General features: G+C 60.5%; 19 protein-coding genes and 1 other RNA gene. 16 read left to right on the plus strand and 4 right to left on the minus strand.

Annotation, left to right across the window (positions count from 1 at the left end; genetic code table 11):
• Positions 1 to 4: 4 nt before the first annotated feature.
• The 3 genes from QTL94_RS11325 to QTL94_RS11335 form a co-directional block, all read right to left on the minus strand.
• A complete protein-coding gene (locus QTL94_RS11325) occupies positions 5 to 640 on the minus strand; it encodes a LysE family translocator (protein ID WP_065693578.1) in 636 nt (211 codons plus the stop codon).
• A 58-nt stretch (positions 641 to 698) separates the two neighbouring features.
• Positions 699 to 1,910 (minus strand): pyrophosphate--fructose-6-phosphate 1-phosphotransferase, encoded by a 1,212-nt coding sequence (locus QTL94_RS11330; protein WP_289801608.1) that lies wholly within the window; start codon positions 1,908 to 1,910, stop codon positions 699 to 701.
• A gap of 88 nt (positions 1,911 to 1,998) precedes the next feature.
• Positions 1,999 to 2,874, minus strand: a complete 876-nt coding sequence (locus QTL94_RS11335; protein ID WP_289801609.1) for a DMT family transporter — start codon at positions 2,872 to 2,874, stop codon at positions 1,999 to 2,001.
• 222 nt (positions 2,875 to 3,096) lie between these two features.
• Here QTL94_RS11335 and QTL94_RS11340 point away from each other — a divergent pair, with 222 nt between their 5' ends.
• The 6 genes from QTL94_RS11340 to rnpB all read left to right on the plus strand — a co-directional run bounded on the left by QTL94_RS11340 (position 3,097) and on the right by rnpB (position 8,287).
• Positions 3,097 to 3,804 carry a J domain-containing protein gene (locus tag QTL94_RS11340; protein WP_289801610.1) on the plus strand — a complete coding sequence of 236 codons (708 nt, stop codon included), beginning with the start codon at positions 3,097 to 3,099 and terminating at the stop codon, positions 3,802 to 3,804.
• Complete coding sequence (locus QTL94_RS11345) at positions 3,801 to 4,565, plus strand: N-acetylmuramoyl-L-alanine amidase (protein WP_289801611.1); 765 nt, start codon at positions 3,801 to 3,803, stop codon at positions 4,563 to 4,565. The genes QTL94_RS11340 and QTL94_RS11345 overlap by 4 nt, the downstream gene beginning before the upstream one ends.
• A gap of 260 nt (positions 4,566 to 4,825) precedes the next feature.
• The gene (locus QTL94_RS11350) at positions 4,826 to 5,347 is read left to right on the plus strand and encodes a lytic transglycosylase domain-containing protein (protein ID WP_065693583.1); all 522 of its coding nucleotides are present in this window, start codon (positions 4,826 to 4,828) and stop codon (positions 5,345 to 5,347) included.
• Positions 5,348 to 5,446: 99 nt separating this feature from the next.
• Complete coding sequence (locus tag QTL94_RS11355; protein WP_289801612.1) at positions 5,447 to 6,634, plus strand: NAD(P)/FAD-dependent oxidoreductase; 1,188 nt, start codon at positions 5,447 to 5,449, stop codon at positions 6,632 to 6,634.
• 12 nt (positions 6,635 to 6,646) lie between these two features.
• A complete protein-coding gene (locus QTL94_RS11360; protein WP_289801613.1) occupies positions 6,647 to 7,837 on the plus strand; it encodes an NAD(P)/FAD-dependent oxidoreductase in 1,191 nt (396 codons plus the stop codon).
• Between the two features lie 54 nt (positions 7,838 to 7,891).
• Positions 7,892 to 8,287, plus strand: an RNA gene (gene rnpB / locus QTL94_RS11365) — RNase P RNA component class A.
• Between the two features lie 44 nt (positions 8,288 to 8,331).
• Here the strand turns inward: rnpB and QTL94_RS11370 are convergent.
• On the minus strand, positions 8,332 to 8,523 hold the full coding sequence (locus QTL94_RS11370) for a hypothetical protein (RefSeq protein ID WP_065693585.1): 192 nt from the start codon (positions 8,521 to 8,523) through the stop codon (positions 8,332 to 8,334).
• Positions 8,524 to 8,801: 278 nt separating this feature from the next.
• Between QTL94_RS11370 and QTL94_RS11375 the strand changes: the two genes are divergently transcribed.
• The 10 genes from QTL94_RS11375 (at position 8,802) to ftsW (ending at position 19,844) form a co-directional block, all read left to right on the plus strand.
• Complete coding sequence (locus QTL94_RS11375) at positions 8,802 to 9,140, plus strand: hypothetical protein (RefSeq protein WP_289801614.1); 339 nt, start codon at positions 8,802 to 8,804, stop codon at positions 9,138 to 9,140.
• 400 nt (positions 9,141 to 9,540) lie between these two features.
• On the plus strand, positions 9,541 to 9,981 hold the full coding sequence (gene mraZ / locus QTL94_RS11380; protein WP_065693785.1) for a division/cell wall cluster transcriptional repressor MraZ: 441 nt from the start codon (positions 9,541 to 9,543) through the stop codon (positions 9,979 to 9,981).
• 14 nt (positions 9,982 to 9,995) lie between these two features.
• Entirely contained in the window at positions 9,996 to 11,021 is a 1,026-nt protein-coding gene (gene rsmH, locus QTL94_RS11385) for a 16S rRNA (cytosine(1402)-N(4))-methyltransferase RsmH (RefSeq protein ID WP_289801615.1), read from the plus strand.
• Position 11,022: 1 nt separating this feature from the next.
• Positions 11,023 to 11,433, plus strand: coding sequence for a cell division protein FtsL (gene ftsL / locus QTL94_RS11390; protein WP_065693588.1), 411 nt, complete (start codon positions 11,023 to 11,025; stop codon positions 11,431 to 11,433).
• A gap of 2 nt (positions 11,434 to 11,435) precedes the next feature.
• Positions 11,436 to 13,187 (plus strand): peptidoglycan D,D-transpeptidase FtsI family protein, encoded by a 1,752-nt coding sequence (locus QTL94_RS11395; RefSeq protein ID WP_065693589.1) that lies wholly within the window; start codon positions 11,436 to 11,438, stop codon positions 13,185 to 13,187.
• A 67-nt stretch (positions 13,188 to 13,254) separates the two neighbouring features.
• Positions 13,255 to 14,715, plus strand: coding sequence for a UDP-N-acetylmuramoyl-L-alanyl-D-glutamate--2,6-diaminopimelate ligase (locus QTL94_RS11400; protein ID WP_289801616.1), 1,461 nt, complete (start codon positions 13,255 to 13,257; stop codon positions 14,713 to 14,715).
• Positions 14,712 to 16,145 (plus strand): UDP-N-acetylmuramoylalanyl-D-glutamyl-2,6-diaminopimelate--D-alanyl-D-alanine ligase, encoded by a 1,434-nt coding sequence (locus tag QTL94_RS11405; RefSeq protein ID WP_289801617.1) that lies wholly within the window; start codon positions 14,712 to 14,714, stop codon positions 16,143 to 16,145. Before QTL94_RS11400 ends, QTL94_RS11405 begins: the two co-directional genes overlap by 4 nt.
• Positions 16,146 to 16,167: 22 nt before the next feature.
• Positions 16,168 to 17,268: a phospho-N-acetylmuramoyl-pentapeptide-transferase gene (gene mraY / locus QTL94_RS11410; RefSeq protein ID WP_065693592.1), complete on the plus strand. Its 1,101-nt coding sequence runs from the start codon at positions 16,168 to 16,170 to the stop codon at positions 17,266 to 17,268.
• 7 nt (positions 17,269 to 17,275) lie between these two features.
• The gene (murD, locus tag QTL94_RS11415) at positions 17,276 to 18,688 is read left to right on the plus strand and encodes a UDP-N-acetylmuramoyl-L-alanine--D-glutamate ligase (protein ID WP_289801618.1); all 1,413 of its coding nucleotides are present in this window, start codon (positions 17,276 to 17,278) and stop codon (positions 18,686 to 18,688) included.
• 1 nt (position 18,689) lies between these two features.
• Entirely contained in the window at positions 18,690 to 19,844 is a 1,155-nt protein-coding gene (gene ftsW / locus QTL94_RS11420; protein WP_065693594.1) for a putative lipid II flippase FtsW, read from the plus strand.

Below are 19,844 nucleotides of genomic sequence, written 5' to 3' on the forward strand. Positions count from 1 at the left end.
TTCTTTACGCAGCGATACGCCGGTATCCTGCTGTAACGGCGCCCGCGGCGATCAGCAATGTGCCGCCTGTCCTGTTGACAGCGCGTTGCACGCTCGCCTTGCGGATCAGGCCACGCGCCGCGTGGGCGGCCAGTGCGTAGGTGGAGGCATTGATGGTCGCAAGAACCAGGAATGTCGCTTCCATGATCAGCATCTGGCCGAAGAAGGGCAGGGCCGGATTGAGAAATTGCGGAACGAATGCAACGAAGAAGACGATGCTCTTCGGGTTCAGGGCCGTAACGATGTAAGCATGGAGGAAGATCTTCAGCGACTTCTGCTCCGGCAGATTGTCGTTGTCAGCCATCGGCTCACTCAGGATAGGCGCCCGCCAGAGCTTGATGCCGAGCCAGATGAGATAGGCGCCGCCGATCCACTTGAGCACTGTAAAGAGCGTCGCCGATGCCGCGAGAACAGCACCGAGGCCGAACAACGATGCCGTCATCGCGGTGAAGTCGCCGAGTGCCACTCCGCTGACCGTCGCAAATGCCGTCTTCTTGCCATGCCCGAGCGCATAGGAAACGACGAGCAGGATCGTCGGTCCGGGAATGGCAAGCATAATGGCGGACGCGGCGGCGAAAGCGAGCCAGGCTTCGAGCGACATGGAATCTCCTCCTATCCATTACGATAGAAGCAAAGACACCATATCGGCCTTGCGTCAATCATGCTTCTTTGTATTTCTGCCCGATCGTGTCCATCACTTCCGCAAACCAGGCAACCGACGTATCGAAGGCCTTGCCGCCCTTGATGCGCGGGAATTCGATCGTGCGGAGCTTGCCATTCTGCGCCTCGTCGTGGCCGGTGACGCCGGAGACCTTGTTGAGGGCGCTTTCGACGGCAAGGTCGGTCATGCTCTGGATCAGGCGCAGATCGTCGGCATTTGCCGGTGCGGAGCGCGCGAAATAACCGGACTTTTGAACCAGCGAGCGTTCGGCATCCAGAAGGCTTGCGAACTGCTTCTGGAACCAGGCGCCGACATTGATCGTGTCGATCTTGACGTGGCCGAAAGCGTCGCGCTTGACGGTATCGCCGGCTGCTTCGCGCTCGGCGACGATCGCGTCGAGGCAGGCGCCTTCCGAGACGAACACCGTTGCGTGGCCGGTCCGGTCCATGACCTCCTTCAGGCGCGCGGCTTCCTGGTCGAGGTCGAAGACCGTTTCCGGCAGGTAAACGGCATCGATGCTCTTCATCTTGGCATTGGTCATGAAGCCATCGACATATTCATAATGCTTGGTGCGCTGCAGGTAGGCGCGGGCGGTGGCAGCCGTCAGCCAGCCGCAATGGCGTCCCATGACTTCATGAATGATCAGCGTGCGCGGCGCGGCCGTCTGCTCGTTGCTGACATTGTCGAAGAAATGAGCACCGACTTCGGCCGCGGTCCATGCGCCGAGCGATTGCCGGATCGGAACAACGTCGTTGTCGACCGTCTTCGGCAGGCCGACGACGGTCAGATTGTAGCCGTTTGCGGCCAGATAGGCAGCAAGGTCGGCGGCGGTGGTGTTGGTGTCATCGCCACCGATGGTGTGGAGGATGGTGACGCCATCGTTCGCAAGGCGCTCGGCGGCGACGCGCAACGGGTTTTCGCCTTCCTTGACCAGTCCGCGTTTGACGCAGTCGGCGGCGTTGGTAAGCTTGACGCGGCTATTGCCGATCGGCGAGCCACCATAGCGGTGCAGGAGAGGGGCCTTTTCCCGCATCTCGGGGGTGATCTTGATGCTGTCGCCCAGCAGTACGCCCTGGTAGCCGGAGCGATAGGCAATCAGCTCGAGGTTGGGAGCTACGTCGCTGTAGCGTTCGATAAGGCCGCCGACGGCGGAGGAGAGACAAGGGGCCAGGCCTCCGGCCGTGAGCAATGCGACTTTCTGTTTGGCCATGATCTCTCCTCGATCGTATCTGCACTGTTATGTGCGGCGTAGGTAACGCATGGATGCGGCAGGGAAAGAGACCTGTAAAGTGTTGTTTCTATGAAAATCGAGCCTTTCGCCCCAGCCAAACCACGAAGGCGACGAGAAGTGCGAATATAATCGTTTCAAGCCCGAGTTGCTCTTTCAGCAGGGTTGTGGAAATCGCCAGCGTCACGAAGGACTGGAGCAGCTGGACCTGTGCCACCCGCGCAATTCCGCCAATCGCAAGCCCGGCGTTCCAGAAGACGAAACCGCCGAACATCGACATCAGGCTGAGATAGGCAAGCGCTCCATATTCACCGACGCCGGGGGCGTGAATACCGGATGGCGCGACGAGAATGGTGCCGAGCAGCGACAGCGGAAACGTGACGACCAAGGCCCAGGAAATCGCCTCCCAGCCGGAAAGGTCGCGCGACAGGCGGGCAAGGAGCACATAGCCGAGCGCTGCCGACACGGCAGCGGCAAGAAGCCAGAGATCGCCGGCTGAGAGATGAAAGCCGCTGCCTCTTACCGAGAAGATGATGACGATCAGCGCGCCGGCCACGCCGCATGCCCAGAAGAGCGGGCCCGGTCGCTCGCCGTCGATGAGCGCCGCGAAGATCGATGTCAGCAGCGGCAGGACGCCGAGGACGACGCCGCCGTGGCTCGCCGGGATCGTCTGCATGGCGATCGAGGAAAAGCCGGGAAAGCCGAAGACGACGCCGATGCCGGCGCCGAAGAGGGCAGGAAAGTGCTTCTTCGGAAACGGGCGGCGGAAGACCGCGAGGGCGATCATGGCGGCAACGGAGGCGATCGCGGCGCGCCCCAGAGTGATGAAGTACGGCGAGAAACCTTGCAGGGCGATGTGCGTCATCGGCAGCGTCGCGCCAAAAATGAGAACCCCTATAAAGCCCAGAATGAGCCCGAAGATCTGCGGTCGGTCGGAAAATGGCATGGAATCTCTCGCAAATGAATGGCGAGAGCGCTGCCATCGTCACGCGATTGTGTCCAATTCATTTGATTTATGCGACGCCACGCGAATGCGATGAATGCGCAATCCACGGCGATAATTACCGAATTGTGAAAGATGTTTTCAACGCTACGACCAATCGTCGTCTTGCAAACGCAACCTTTATTTGGTCAAGGTGTTTCTCCTTTTGCTACACGCGAGACGTTGATGTCCTTCTGGGAAAAACTGCTGAATGCCATCGGAAATGCCGCCGGAAACGCGCTTTCCGCAGTGGTTGAGGCAATCCGCACGGTTTTTGAAGGCGATCCGGAGACCCGCCGAAAGGTCGCGTTCTCGGTGGCGATTATCGCGCTGTCTGCCAAGATGGCCAAGGCTGACGGGATCGTGACGGAGAAGGAGGTCGACGCGTTTCGCGAGATCTTCGAGTTTCCGCCGGAGCAGGCCAAGAACGTTGCCCGTCTCTATAATCTCGCTCGTCAGGACGTCGCCGGATACGAAGCCTATGCGGAGCGTCTGTCGTCGCTTTGCGTAACCTGTGCCGCGAATTGCCCCGTGCTGGAGGAAGTCCTCGACGGGCTTTTCCATATCGCCAAGGCCGATGGGCTGATCCACGAGAAGGAAATGGAGTTCCTGAGGCATGTGGCAGCGATCTTCCACATGAGCGACGAGCGCTTCGACCGCATTGCTGCGCGCCATGTTTCTATGGGCCGGGATCCTTACAAGGTGCTCGGTGTCTCGCCGTCGGATGACTTCACGACCATTCGTCGGCGCTACCACGGTCTTGTCAGTGAACATCACCCCGATCGGCTGATTTCGCGTGGCGTTCCGGCAGAATTCCATGCAATCGCCAATGAACGCATGGCGGCTCTCAATGCCGCCTATGAAGCGATCGAGAAGGAACGCCGGGCAGCATGACCTCGTTTGAGGCGGATTATCGGAAGGCGACCGTAAAGGCATCGCCGAACCATGGTGAACGCGTGGGCGATCGTCGCCCCGATATGATCCTGCTTCATTATACAGGAATGCCGACGCCAGAGGGCGCTCTCGAGTGGCTCTGTCGGGAAGAGAGCCAGGTTTCCAGCCACTATTTTGTTCACGAGAACGGCGAGGTCGTGCAACTCGTGCCGGAGGCGCGTCGCGCCTGGCACGCGGGCAAGAGCACGTGGCGTGGCGAGAGCGATATCAATTCCATGTCCATTGGCATCGAGATCGCCAATGCCGGACACTCGGGCGGGTTGCCCGACTATCCTTCAGAACAGATCCAGGCGGTGATCGAATTGTGTCGCGATTGTGGCGAACGTTGGTCAATTTCGCCTGAAAGGGTGCTTGGACACTCCGATGTGGCACCAGTTCGCAAGGTAGATCCGGGTGAAAAGTTCCCTTGGGCGGAGCTTCATCGCGCGGGTGTGGGCCATTGGGTCGAGCCTGCGCCCATCACCGGAGGCAGGTTCTTCCAGCGCGGCGATCGGGGACAGCCGGTCGAAGCATTGCAATCAATGCTCTCGCTCTATGGTTACGCGACTGAGATATCAGGCGAATTCTCGGACAAGATGGCCGGAGAGGTCGAGGCCTTCCAGCGTCACTTTCGACCTGAACGTGTTGACGGAATTGCGGATTTTTCGACCATCGATACGCTTCACCGGCTTCTGGCAACGCTCCCGGAATACTCGGCGTAACGCTGCGTCCCTGCAGCGCCTGACATCCCTAGATTTTAGGGGTAAAGGTCGCTGCCACATCATTTCCCTATTATCTCCTCATTGCGATGGTCTAAACGCCTCGCTGAACGGCGCCGTTCGTCTTGTTTTGGGTTTGGGTGTGCGTCAATTGAAAACATAAAAGAATGTCTGCGGCATAAATGAATAATGCTGCCGACTTGTACCATGGCATTGCTTTTATTGTGCCATGGCAATTCTTTTTGTCGGAGAAAATAGACTACATGAGAAAGATTATTTCTGCTGTGGTGTGCGCCAGCGCACTGCTGATGGGATTGAATTGCGCCTTCGCGGGTGAATTGGGGCCTGAGTCAGAGAAGACAGTGCTTTTGAAGACTGTCGATCGTACCACCGGTTTCGCAGTTCCAAATTATGCAGCTAACAAGTATTCGGCTATCATCGTAAAATACGCCAAGCAGTACAATGTTCCAGTCGAGCTTGCGAGCGCGGTCGTTCGTGTCGAGAGCAACTTCAATCCGAATGCTCGCGGCAGCGCCGGCGAAATCGGGCTCATGCAGATCAAGCCTGCGACAGCACGCATGATGGGCTATTCGGGAACGCGCAAGGGCCTGTTCGACCCGGAAACCAACATCAAGTACGGCATGAAGTATCTGGCAGCGGCGCACCAGCTGGGCGGCGGCGAAACCTGCGGCACGATCCTGAAGTACAATGCAGGACATGCAGCAACCCGGATGAACCCGGTTTCGAAGGCTTATTGCGGCAAAGTGCTCGCAATGATCGACTGATCCTCTGCAAATCCTTGTTCGTGAATCACTTAAGGCTCCCACTTAAGAATGTGATTCAACGCGGCAGCCGTGCTATCTGACCTCGAAACGAGGTGAAGCATGGCAGTCGATTTCAAGGTAATCGTGGTCGGATGCGGAATGATGGGCGCGGCAGCTGCCCGCCATCTTTCCGGGATGATCGAAGGCGTCGCGCTGATTGGTCCGCGCGAGCCGGCGGAGCGCAAGAGCCATCATGGTGTCTTCGCCAGCCATTATGACGAGGCGCGTATTACGCGCACTTTCGACGATAACCTGGTATGGGCAACGCTTGCGGCACGCTCTCTCGATCGCTACGCGGACATCGAGGAAAAGAGCGGTATTTCCTTCTATACGGAAGCCGGTTGCCTGTTCGCCGGACCTTCGCCGCGTCCCGGCGAAGGGTATATCGGTCGGGCACTTCAGCTCAGCGAAACGCTCGGCCTGACTGTCGAGACGCTGGAGCCTTCCGCGTTGCGCGAGCGCTTCCCGCAATTTTCCCTCGATCCGTCTTTCAAGGGCTATTTTGAGGGACGCAGGGCGGGACATGTCAATCCGCGAGCGCTCGTCAAGGCTCAGGCAAAACTCGCCAAGCAGGGTGGGGTCGCGATCATCGACGCGACCGTTACCGCCGTTCGCGACACGGGCTCGCATGTCGAGGTCACAGCGGCTGGCGTGATCCACACCGCCGAGCGGGTCCTCGTGGCGGCCGGCGGGTTCAGCAATTTCAATCAGCTTCTTCCTGCGCCGGTGGACATTCGCGTAGCAGCGCGCACGGTCGCCTTCTTTGAACTCGGCGAACGCGAAATGGCGCTGTTCGGGAAAATGCCTTCCAGCATCGTCTTCGGCGATCGTGACGAGGATCACGTCTATATTCTACCGCCAGTGCGCTACCCCGATGGCAAGACCTACCTGAAACTTGGTGGAGATACGGAAGCCCGGGTTTTCGATACGCTCGAAGACGCCGGTGCCTGGTTCCGCTCGGATGGCGATGCCGCCGAGCGTGACCTGTTGGTCGAGACCGCCTTGCAGCTGATGCCGGGACTTGAGGGATGCCCTGTCACCGCGGCGCCCTGTGTCGCGACCTTTACGCCGACGAGCTATCCCTATGCGGGCTACACGGATTCGCCGCGGATTGCCGTTCTGACCGGTGGCAACTTCGTGGCCGCGAAATCCTCCGACGAACTGGGCCGCCTTGGCGCGGTCGTCATGACCCAGGGATGGTTGGGCGAGGAGGATTTCGGCCGGGAACTGACGCCGGTATTTCGATAGATGCAGGCGGCCATGATCGGGAATTACAAGTACATCGTTGTGGGTCGCGGGCTGATGGGCGCTGCTGCGGCACGCCATCTCGCGCGCAGGGTGGATGGCGTTGCGGTCATCGGCCCGGATGAACCCACCGATCGGAAGCATCACACAGGCGTCTTTGGAAGCCATTACGACGAAGGCCGGATCACGCGCACGATCGATCCGGATCGCGATTGGGCCTTGCTCGCGCACCGATCGATCGCGCGATATCATGAAATAGAGCGCGAAAGCGGCATCGGCTTCTACACGCCGGCGGGCTGCCTGGTGGTTGGCCCGGAACGCGGCGGCGTCGATGACTATGTGGCCCGGACGGTCGCGGCGGCGGCCTCGCTCGATATCGAGACGTCGATCCTGAGCGACGACAGGCTGCGAGAGAGATTCCCATTTTTCGCCTTTCCTTCCGCAAGCGAGGGCGTTCACGAGGCGACAGCGGCCGGCCATGTCAGCCCGCGCAATCTCGTGAAGGCGCAATCGTTGGCGGCGGAGAGGGCGGGTGCCACCGTCATCACGGATTTTGCCGTCTCGATCCGCGACACGGCCGATGGCGTCTGTGTCGAGACATCGGATGGCGCGTGCTATCGCGGGGAGAAGGTGCTGTTGGCGGCCGGCGGTTTTTCCATTGCGGAGAATCTTTTGCCGCGGCCAATTGACATGAAGGTTCATGCCCGCACCGTCGCTTTCTACGAGATCAGCGAAGCGGCCGCCGAGGCTTTCGGCGAGATGCCGGCGCTGATTGCTCATGATGGCGATGGGCGGGACAGCATCTACATGCTGCCGCCGATCCGCTACCCGGATGGCAGGCTCTATCTGAAGATTGGCGGCGACCCCGATGATATGGTGCTCGGCAGCGAACCGGAACTGCGTAGCTGGTTCAAGGGGGATGGGCGCGAGAGCGTTCAGGCGCACCTGACCCGCATCATATCGCGGCTGGTGCCATCGCTGGAGCCAATTTCCACATCCACGGCGTCTTGCGTCGTATCGCATACGCCGAGCGGCTATCCGATGATCGGGTTTACCTCGTCACCGCGCATTGCCGTCCTGACCGGCGGCTGCGGAACAGCGGCCAAGAGTTCCGACGAGATCGGAAGGCTGGGCGCTGAACTGCTGATCGAGGGAGAAATCGGCGATCAGGGCTATGCGACCGATTTCCGTCCGCACTTCCGGTGAGTGCTGCCGATATTTCGGTAGCAATCGTCAGGACAGTCCGTTAAGGGAGCCATGCCAGTTGGCCGGGCAGCCGCGCTTTACCAATGTCGAAAGACGGTAAGGTGAGGAAAGTCCGGGCTCCACGGAAACACGGTGCCGGATAACGTCCGGCGAGGGCGACCTCAGGGAAAGTGCCACAGAAAGCAAACCGCCTGCCTTGGCAGGTAAGGGTGAAAGGGTGGGGTAAGAGCCCACCGCATCTCCGGTAACGGCGATGGCAAGGTAAACCCCACCGGGAGCAAGACCGAATAGGGATGACGCGGTCAGCGAAAGCTGGCCGGCTGGTTTCCAGGCCAGTCATCCGGGTGGGTTGCGAGAGGCAGCGTGCGAGCGCTGTCCCAGAGGAATGGCTGCCACGTTCCGGTTTCGGCCGGAGCCATACAGAACCCGGCTTACAGGCCAACTGGCGATTATCCCTGCACACGCCGACGTGTCGGCCACGAGCCCTGATCGGGTCAGTGAGCCGTCGGCAATTTCGCCAGGCACTCTTCGCAAAGAGTGCTGCTGTGTGCGAGAACGGACCAGCGCTTGAATATCGTTCCGCAGCCGTCGCATCGGATGTCGGCGGTCATGCCCTTCTTGATCGGGACCGGCACCTGTGCGTGTGCCCACCCGGAAAGAAGCCCCTTCAATGTGAAGTTCGTCATCGCATTACTCCACCGTCTTTGTTTTAGAGGTTGGTAATATGTGGTCGGATGGCGGGTAATCAATTGCCCGGTGCAGCGCTATTTTAGACTATCTAAACTCATCCGAAGGTAGTGCGGTGGAGCCCTTGAAAAAGGCGCGTACGGCTGTCTTTCGATCGGATTGGTTAGTTTTGTCTCGCCCAGGTTGTCGGTTTGGCAGTGGCTGTTGTGCCGTCTCGCTGAGGTTGCGAAGTCTCGATCCATCGCATAGTTCTCTCACGTTCTGTTGGGAGATCGGTATGCGCCGCATTGCAGCGTTTATTTTTGTGGCATGTGTAACGGCAAGCGGTTGTTCTTCTTATGGCTCGGAATATGACGCCGTTGCCTACTATCTCAGGGGTGGCAGCGCGGCACGAAGCTCCGTCATCCAGACATGCATCGAGAGACGCGTTTCGGAAAAGTCGCGCAAGGAGGCGGCTGCGGCGCTGAAGGTGTCGGAAGATCGTGTGGGTGTCGTGGCCTGCAACCGCATCATCAGCGGTATCGCTTCCGGGCGCATCACCCGCGAAGACTACATCGCTCTATATGGCGAGCAAAAGATAACACCCAACATGGAAAATGTGCTGCTTGCTCGATGAGAGATTGCAGGCACCGCGGCTAATTGCCTGTTTCTGGTCACTTATTTCCAGTCGTAATCCATTTCTGGCGGCGCACTCAGGGCGCGCAAAAGGGGCGGCCTGCCTGCCCCATAATCAGTCGATCCTAACCCTTTGTTAAACTTAACAGCTTATAAATTTCGATACTGCGCTCATCGTGAGACGGGCGTTTCCCATTGACGCCCATATGGTCCCATGTTATCCCATTCATGCACTGCGCAAGGGCAATCAGGTGCCCATTCATCGCAAAGCCAAGGCGCCTCCCGCTGTGGGAGCGCCGAACGAGGTTTGTCTCGTTCGGCTTGCGAGGCCGTGTCTGAATTTCGAGGTTCCGGGCGTCTGATTTTTGTCCGGGCTCTTTCGGGAACGGATGTTTCGTGTCATGAGCCGCTTCCTTTCAAATGCGACCAACGGGATCGATTCCAAGGGCCGGGTTTCCGTGCCGGCGGCATTTCGTTCCGTACTGGCGCAGCGCAACGTTCAGGAGCTTTATTGCTTTCAGGACTTTGTGTTTCCGGCGATCAGCGTCGGCGGTTCGGATCTTCTCGAAAGGTTCGAGCGGCAGATTGCTGCGGAGGATCCGTTTTCGCCGGACGCGAACGAGATGTCGCTTCTTGTTCATGGGGGCGGGGTCTTCATGAAGCTCGACGCCGAGGGGCGGCTGATGGTCACGGATTTCATTCGCGACTTCACCGGTATCTCGGACGAAGTGACATTCGTTGGTCGGGCGGATCATTTTCAGCTGTGGCAGCCGCAGGCATTTCAGGCTGCCCAGGCACAGGCACGAGGGGAACGCAGGCTGGCGGGCAGGCGTTCCAACTAGAACGAGGGAACGGAATGGTGGCGAATCCTGGCGGAGGTTCATCTGATGCCGGTGGCGGATCGATTCGCCATATTCCGGTTCTTCTGAACGAGGTTCTTGCGGCGCTTGAGCCGTCTTCCGGTAAGATTATTCTGGACGGGACGTTTGGTGCCGGTGGTTATACCTCGGCGATCCTGGCGGCCGGTGCCGATGTGGTTGCGCTCGATCGCGATCCGACGGCGATTGCCGCCGGTCAGGCATTGGTGGCGGCGCACGGCGGCCACCTCCGGCTTGTTCACTCGCAGTTCTCCCAATTGGCCGATCACGCGCCCGCCGGTGGGCTGGATGGCGTCGTGCTCGATATCGGCGTGTCGTCGATGCAGATCGATGAGGCCGAGCGCGGCTTTTCCTTCCAGAAGTCCGGGCCGCTGGATATGCGCATGTCGGCCGCGGGTGTGTCTGCCGCGGATGTCGTCAATCGCGCCAAGGTGGCCGAGCTTATTCGGATCTTTCATTTCCTTGGCGAGGAAAGCCAGGCGCCACGTATCGCTCACGCGATCGAGAAGCGCCGCGCTGAAAAGCCGTTTGAAACGACGCGCGATCTGGCTGGTCTGATCGAGATCGTTACCCCGCGCAAGATGAAGGACAAGATTCATCCGGCGACGCGCGTATTCCAGGCTCTGCGCATCTTCGTGAACGACGAGCTTGGCGAGCTGGCGCAGGCGCTGTTTGCGGCCGAGCGCGCGCTGAAGCCAGGTGGTCGTCTCGTCGTGGTCACCTTTCATTCCCTGGAAGATCGCATCGTGAAGACGTTCTTCTCAGATCGCGCCGGCAAGGCCTCCGGTTCGCGCCACCTGCCGGTCGCGCATGAACGCGCTGCGACGTTCGATCGGATCGGAAAGCCGATGGTGTCCGCGAGCGAAGCGGAAGCCGAGGCAAATCCGCGGGCGCGTTCGGCCAAGCTGCGCGCCGGGCTGCGGACGGATGCCGCCGCCGAACCTCCAGATCTCTCGATCTTCGGTCTGCCCAATCTTGCAAGTCTCGGAAAGCTCGGAGCCTGATATGCTGAGAACCTTCGATCTTATCCTCATCGGCGTCATGACGGCGGCAGCCGCCGTGACCTATACGATCAAGCATCGTGCCGAGCTGAAGCTGGAAGAGGTTCATCGCCTCGAAGCCGAGATCAAGCTCGAGCGGGACACGATCGACCTCCTGAAAGCGGATTGGGCGCTGCAGTCGCAGCCGAACCGGCTCGAGCGGCTTGTCAATAATTACAACAGTGAGCTCCAGCTGCAGCCGACGCCGTCTACGTCGCTTGTCCATGCCAAGGAGTTGCCGATGCTGAAGTCGCAGGTTCCCGTGCCTGACGTGACCGAAGCGAAGGCGGGCGGTACGAAGAGCAAGCCAAAGGCTGTGCCCGCGAAGCCCGAAGCTGAGGACGACGATTTGATGGCAACCGGATCTGTGGAGTAGAGATGTCCTTTCTTTCACGCATCATGGTTTCAAAGAGCCAGGCGCATTTTTCCGCCGGCGTTTACAGTCGTTTTGGCGGCCCCTCCGGCAACGTCGCGATCCAGGGATCGCGCAAGAAGCGCGCCGGACAGGCAAAGAGCCGCGTCGGTCTGCTGATCGTCGCCTTCCTTGGCGTCTACTGCGTGATCGGCGGTCGTCTGGTGGAATATGCGATCCGTGATCCCGATGTCGTATCGAGCATCCTGCCGCCGGATCGCCTGATGGCGTCCCGTCCCGACATTCTCGACCGGAATGGCGAGGTTCTTGCCACCGATATCCGCACCGTTTCGCTGTTTGCCGAGCCGAACAAGGTCGTCGACGCCGATGAGGCCGTCGAAAAGCTTTCGACTGTTCTGCCCGACCTTGATGTGAAGGGTACCTATAAGAAGCTCGCCAATCGCAACTCTCACTTTGCATGGCTGCGCCGCCAGCTTACGCCGAAGCAGCAGAGCCAGATCCTGGCGCTTGGTATTCCGGGTATCGGCTTCCGCCCGGAGAAGCGTCGCTTCTATCCGGGCGGCGCGACGGCCGCGCACATTCTCGGTTACGTCAATATCGACAACCGCGGCGTTGCCGGCATGGAGAAGTATATCGACGACCAGGGGTTGGCCGATCTCGCTTCCGTCGGCATGACCAGCGACCAGCCGCTCGAGCCGGTCAAGCTGTCGATCGATATTCGTGTCCAGAATATCGTGCGTGATGTCGTTGCCAATGCCGTCACCAACTACGAGGCCAAGGGGGCCGGTGCCGTCGTCCTCGACATTCACACGGGTGAAGTGCTGGCCATGGCCTCGGCACCCGACTTCGATCCGAACAACCCAATGGAAGGCGCCAAAGAAGGCTGGCTGAACCGCATGTCGAACGGAACGTTCGAAATGGGCTCGACCTTCAAGACCTTCTCCCTCGCGATGGCGCTCGATACCGGCAAGGTCAAGCTGACCGATAGCTTCGACGCGACGCAGCCTATCCATATCGGCGGTTTCACCATTCACGACTTCCACGGCCAGCGCCGCTGGCTGACGCTGCCGGAAGTGTTCCAGTACTCGTCCAACGTCGGTACTGCGCGCATCATCGACATCGTCGGCATCGACGCGCAAAAGGACTACCTGACGAAGCTCGGCCTGCTGACGAAGATGCAGACGGAGCTGCCTGAGGTGAAGATGCCGAGCCAGCCGAAGGTCTGGAAGAAGATCAACTCGGTGACGATCTCCTTCGGTCACGGTGTCTCCACGACGCCGCTGCAGACGGCTGTTGCGGGTGCGGCACTCGTCAACGGCGGCAAGCTGATCGAGCCGACCTTCCTGCCGAGAACGCGCGAGCAAGCAGACGATGTTGCCGAAGTGGTCGTCAAGAAGACCACGAGCGATGACGTGCGCTACCTCTTCAAGCTGAACGGCATCAAGGGATCCGGCCGCAATGCCGACGTGCCGGGCTTTAACGTCGGCGGCAAGACCGGTACGGCCGACAAGGTCGTCAACGGACGCTATGCGTCGAACCTCAACTTCAATGCCTTCCTGGCGGCATTTCCGATCGACGATCCGAAGTATGTTGTGCTGACATTCTGCGACGAACCTCACAATGGCGAGAAGGGGCAGAACATCGCCGCTTATACCGCTGCTCCGATGGTCAAGAACATCATTGCACGTGCCGCACCAATCCTTGGTGTGGAACCGAAGTTCGGTGACGACGGATCGGCCATGTTGGTGTCTTATTGAGTCTGAATGAATGTCGCAGCCGATTCGCCATGGGGGCGCGGCGGCTCGAAGAAGAAAAGTACATTCGATGAGATTGAGAGACCTCGCGGGAAACGCGTTTCCTGAACTCAAGGACCAGCTGGACGGACCGGTAGGCGGGCTGGAGATTTCCGGCCTTTCCTCCGATAGCAGGAAGATTGCGCCCGGCATGGCGTTCGTTGCCGTTGCCGGTACCAAGGCCGATGGCGCCGCCTTCATCGCCGACGCGGCAGCGCGCGGTGCTACCGTTGCGATCGCTGCCCACGGTGTCGATGCCTCCATTCCGGTTCTTGTGGTGAGTGAGCCTCGCCGGTTCCTGTCGATCGCCGCCTCGCATTTCTACGGCAAGCAGCCGAAAACGATGGTGGCGGTCACTGGCACCGCCGGCAAGACGTCCGTCGCCTCCTTCACCCGGCAGATCTGGGCCCATGCGGGGCATCCGGCAGCGATGATCGGCACCACCGGCGTCGTCTCGCCAACCCGCAACGAATACGGTTCGCTGACTACGCCCGATCCGGTTTCCTTGCATGCGCTTCTGGCGGAGCTTTCTGACGAGGGTGTGACCCACGCGTCGATGGAGGCATCCAGCCACGGCCTTGACCAGTGCCGGCTCGATGGCGTGAAGCTCGCGGCTGCCGCCTTCACCAATCTCGGTCGCGATCATATGGACTACCATCCGACGATCGAGAGCTACATGGCCGCGAAGATGCGGCTGTTCGATACGCTGTTGCCAAAGGGCTCGCCGGCGGTGATCTTCGCCGATGATGCCTGGTCGGCGCAGGCCATCGCGGCGGCGAAGGATGCCGGGCACGATGTTCGCACCGTGGGTCGCAAGGGTGACTACCTGACGCTGAAGCGCGTCGAGCATTTCCGGCACAAGCAGGTCGCGGAGATCCATGCCGACGGCGAGATCTTCGAAGTGGATATTCCGCTCGCGGGCGATTTCCAGGTGGCCAACGCGCTCGTTGCCGCGGGCCTTGCGATGTCCACAGGTGTTCCCGCCAAGGTTGCCATGGCAGCGCTGGAGAAGCTTCAGGGCGCCTCCGGTCGTCTCGAACTCGTCGGCCATACCAAGGATGGCGCGCTGGCCTATGTCGATTACGCGCACAAGCCCGATGCGCTGGCCAATGTTCTGGAGTCCGTGCGCCCGTTCACGACAGGTCGCGTCATCGTCGTGTTCGGCTGTGGCGGCGATCGCGATCGGGGAAAGCGTCCGATCATGGGCGAAATCGCCTGCCGTCTGGCTGACGTCGTGATCGTGACCGACGACAATCCGCGCTCGGAAGAGCCGGCTTCGATCCGCGCCGAGATCATGGCGGCTGCGGGCTGCGCGTCCGAAATCGGCGACCGCGCAACGGCCATCCGTGAAGCAGTCGGCATGCTGACGTCGGGCGATACGCTGATCGTGGCCGGCAAGGGCCATGAGGAAGGGCAGACGATCGGAGGCGTCACCCTGCCGTTTTCGGATCACGCCGAATTGCGTAAGGCTTTGGAGGAGCTGAAATCGTGAACTGGCTTTGGACCACGGAAGACATGATTGCCGCGATGGCGGGGCGTCCCTTCGGGACCCTGCCTGAGGGCATTACCGGCATTTCCATCGATAGCCGCTCCATCGGTCCCGGCGAGGCCTTCTTCGCCATCAAGGGCGATCGTGTCGACGGCCATGATTATGCGTCGATGGCGATGGCCAATGGTGCATCTCTTCTCGTCGTCAGCGAGTCACGTCTTCCGGCCATGGGCCGCCTGACCGTTCCCATGATCGTCGTCGAGGACGTATTGGCGGCGCTCGGCAAGCTCGGTCTGGCCGCACGTGCGCGTTCCCGCGCACAGATCATTGCCGTCACCGGCTCCGTCGGAAAGACGACCACCAAGGAAATGCTGCGGCGCGTCCTTTCTCCGTCGGGCAAGGTTCACGCCTCCGTCGCATCCTTCAATAACCACTGGGGTGTACCGCTCACGCTCGCGCGCATGCCGCTCGACACCTATTTCGGCGTCTTCGAAGTGGGCATGAACCACCCCGACGAAATCCGTCCGCTGGTGAAGATGATCGAGCCGCATGTCGCCGTCATTACCACGATCGCGCCGGCGCATCTCGGCAATTTCAAGAGCATCAAGGAAATCGCGACCGCCAAGGCCGAGATCTTCGAGGGCGTCGTGCCCGGCGGCCATGTGGTGCTCAATCGCGACAACGACCAGTTCAATTTCCTCGACCGCACGGCACAATCGCTCGGCATCGGGCATATCCACTCGTTTGGGCAGCATGCGAAGGCGGAGTTCCGGCTTGCGGAATTCAATGGCGCCGATCAGAGCTCGACGCTCTGGATCACGATCGACGGCGAGACCAAGGAAGTCGCGATCGGCGCGCCTGGTCGTCACATTGCCGAAAATGCGCTTGCGGCGCTCGGCGTGGTGACCATCGTTGGTGCCGATCTGCAGCAGGCGATCGCGGCGCTCGCGACGCTCCAGCCGGAAAAGGGCAGGGGCCGACGCCACAAGCTGTCGATCAATCACGGCACCTTTACTGTTGTCGACGAAAGCTACAATGCCAACCCGGCTTCGATGCGCGCGGCGATTGCCGTGCTCGCAAGCTCGGTTCCTACGGGAACCGGCCGCCGCATCGCCGTGCTTGGCGATATGCTGGAGATGGGCGACTACGCCCAGAAGGTGCACTCTGATCTCGCTGGACCGTTGCTTGCGGCCGGCATCGAACATGTCTGGCTTGCTGGTCCCGAAATGGTCGCGCTCAAGGAATCGCTTCCGGAGAGCGTACAGGTCGAGCACCGCGAGAAGACGGAAGATCTCATCGAATATGTATTGGACTCGGTCGCGCCAGGCGACGTGCTGATGGTAAAATCGTCACTGGGCATCGGTTTCGGCAAGATTGTCGCCGCGCTCCTTGACAAGTTCCCGCCATTTGCCGACACGCAACGCGAATTTTGAGCGGGTAAACAAGGGGCCCTGAATGCTGATTTGGCTAGTCGAACTGTCGGAACACCTGAAGTTTTTGAACCTCTTCAGGTACATTACCTTCCGCACGGGCGCCTCCCTGTTTACCTCTGCGCTGATCGTCTTCCTCTTCGGACCCATGATCATCAATTCGCTGCGCATTCGGCAGGGCAAGGGCCAGCCGATCCGCGCCGACGGGCCGCAGACGCATTTCAAGAAGGCCGGCACGCCGACCATGGGCGGCCTGATGATCCTCGCCGGCATCGTCGGTTCGTCGCTGCTCTGGGCTGATCTTTCCAACGTCTATGTCGTCGCGACGCTGCTCGTCACGCTCGGGTTCGGCGCGATCGGCTTCTATGACGACTATCTCAAGGTCAGCAAGCAGAGCCACAAGGGCTTTTCCGGCAAGGCTCGCCTTGGCATCGAGTTCGTGATCGCCGGCATCGCGGTCTTCTTCATGATGCGGGCAGCGCTTGCATCGGGCACGGCCGGCTCGACCTTCGGATCGTCGATCGCCTTTCCGTTCGTCAAGGACTTCATGCTCAATCTCGGCATCATGTTCGTCGTCTTCGGCGGCTTCGTGATCGTCAGCGCGGGCAATGCGGTGAACCTCACGGATGGCCTCGATGGTCTGGCGATCGTGCCCGTGATGATCGCAGCGGCATCCTTCGGCGTCATCGCCTACCTCGCGGGTAACGCGGTCTTCGCCAATTATCTGCAGATCAATTTCGTACCGGGTACCGGCGAACTTTCGGTCGTTCTTGGCGCCGTTATTGGTGCGGGTCTCGGCTTCCTGTGGTTCAACGCACCGCCGGCGGCTATTTTCATGGGCGACACCGGTTCGCTGGCGCTGGGCGGCACGATCGGCACGGTTGCCGTTGCCACCAAGCATGAGATCGTCATGGCGATCATCGGCGGCCTGTTCGTCATGGAAACGCTGTCCGTCATCATTCAGGTCGGCTTCTTTAAGCTGACGGGACGCCGCGTGTTCCTGATGGCGCCGATCCATCACCACTTCGAAAAGAAGGGCTGGACGGAAAGCCAGGTCGTGATCCGCTTCTGGATCATCGCGGTTGGCCTTGCTCTGCTCGGCCTTTCGACCCTCAAGCTGCGGTGAGACGGTCATGATTCCGGTCACCACGCTTGCAGGAAAGAAGGTCGCGCTCTTCGGGCTCGGTGGCTCCGGTTTTGCCACCGCCCGCGCGCTGATCCTTGGCGGTGCTGACGTCACGGCCTGGGACGACAATCCTGATAGCGTGACGAAGGCTGCTGCCGAGGGAATTCACACCGCCGACCTCAGAACGATCGACTGGGGCGTCCAGTCGCTTTTCGTACTTTCGCCCGGCGTGCCGCTGACGCATCCCAAGCCGCACTGGACAGTCGATCTGGCGCGCGCCGCAGGCGTCGATATCGTCGGCGATGTCGAACTCTTCGTTCGCGAACGCCGCGCACACGCGCCGGATTGCGCGTTCATCGCGATCACCGGCACCAACGGCAAATCGACGACCACGGCGCTGATCGCGCATATCCTTGAGGCGAGCGGACGGGATACGCAGCTCGGCGGCAATATCGGGACCGCAGTGCTGACGCTGGAGCCACCGAGGGCCGGGCGCTTTTATGTCATCGAGTGCTCGTCCTACCAGATCGATCTGGCGCCGACGCTCAATCCGTCCGCCGGGATCCTGCTCAACCTGACGCCTGATCATCTCGATCGGCACGGAACGATGCAGCACTATGCCGACGTCAAGGAGCGGCTGGTGGCCGGCAGCGGCGTTGCCGTGATCGGCGTCGACGACAGCTATTGCGAGATGATCGCCGATCGCGTCGAGCGGGCTGGGACCAAGGTCATGCGCATTTCCAGACGCCAGCCGCTGGCCAATGGCATCTACGCGGAAGGCGCAAAGCTTTTTGAGGCCTCTGAGGGCGCAGCCCATCTGATCGCCAACCTCGATGGCATCCAGACCCTTCGCGGGAGCCACAACGCGCAGAATGCCGCCGCTGCGATCGCAGCCTGTTTGGCCGTCGGTGTCTCCGTCGAGGACATCCGCATCGGCTTGGCGTCGTTTCCGGGTCTCAAGCATCGCATGCAGCCCGTGGGTCGTCGGGGCAATGTCGTTTTCGTCAACGACTCGAAGGCCACGAACGCGGACGCCGCCGCTCCGGCGCTGTCGAGCTACGACCGTATATACTGGATCGCAGGCGGCTTGCCGAAGGCTGGCGGGATTACGACGCTTGCTCCCTTCTTCCCGCGTATCGCCAAGGCCTACCTGATCGGTGAGGCGGCGGCGGAATTTGCGGCGACCCTGGGGGACGCCGTTGCCTACGAAATCTCGGGAACATTGGAACGAGCCGTCGCACACGCGGCCGCGGATGCCGAAAAAGATCAAAATGGCCCATCGGCCGTGATGTTATCCCCGGCTTGCGCAAGCTTCGACCAATATAAGAACTTTGAAGTCAGGGGCGATGCATTTGTCAGCCATGTGGCAGCGCTCGACGGAATCACCATGCTGATCGGTTCGGCAACAGGAGATAAATGACATGGTAAGCCGCGCGGAACGTGGGCCTCTGGCCGATTGGTTTTGGACCATCGACCGCTTTTTCCTGGCGATGTTCATCTTTCTGATGGGCATCGGCTTCATGTTGTCCTTCGCCGCGTCGCCGGCGGTGGCTGAGCGCATCGGGCTGGAGCCATTCCACTTCGTCAAGCGCCACGCGGCTTTCATGATCCCGTCGCTCTGCGTGATGTTCGGCCTGTCGTTCCTGACGCCGCGCCAGGTGCGACGCACCGCCATCATCCTCCTCATCGTCGCGCTGGGGATGATGCTGCTGGCGCTCTTCTTCGGCGTCGAGGTGAAGGGATCGAGGCGCTGGGTGACGCTTGCCGGCATTTCCATTCAGCCATCGGAATTCATGAAGCCCGCTTTCGTCGTGGTCTGCGCCTGGCTGTTTGCCGAGCACGCGCGCCAGCCGGAAATTCCGGGCAATCTCTTTGCGATCATTCTCTTCGGTATCGTGGCCGCGCTGCTTGTGGCGCAGCCTGACCTTGGCCAGACGATCCTGACCACCGCCGTCTGGGGCGGCATGTTCTTCATGGCGGGGATGCCCTGGCTCTGGATCATCGTGCTCGGGGCTCTTGGCGCGGGCGGTCTCGTCAGTGCCTATTATGTCTTCCCGCACGTGGCTTTGCGCATCGACAAGTTCATGACGGGCGAAGGCGATACCTTCCAGATCGACACCGCGCGCGAAGCCATCATCCGCGGCGACTGGTTCGGCCAGGGGCCGGGTGAGGGTATCGTCAAGCGCATCATCCCTGATGCGCACACCGACTTCATCTTCTCGGTCGCGGCCGAGGAATTCGGCATCGTCTTCTGCATGGCGCTTGTGGCGCTGTTTTCCGTGCTCGTTTTGCGCGGTTTGTCGCACGCCTACAAGGAGCGGAACGACTTCAACCGGTTCGCGGTCGCTGGTCTCGTGCTGCAGATCGGCATACAGTCCATCATCAACGTGGGCGTCAATCTCGAACTGTTGCCGGCAAAGGGCATGACCTTGCCCCTGATTTCCTATGGCGGTTCGTCGATGGTCGCTATCTGCGTCACCGCCGGATTCATTCTCGCGCTGACGCGTCACAGGCCGGAAAAGCGTGCGCAGGATCGGAGCCTCTTCCGCGTCGCGCATGGAATGCCGGCGGAGTAA

This window comes from Rhizobium sp. S96, assembly GCF_030382195.1.
Taxonomy (GTDB): Bacteria; Pseudomonadota; Alphaproteobacteria; order Rhizobiales; family Rhizobiaceae; genus Rhizobium.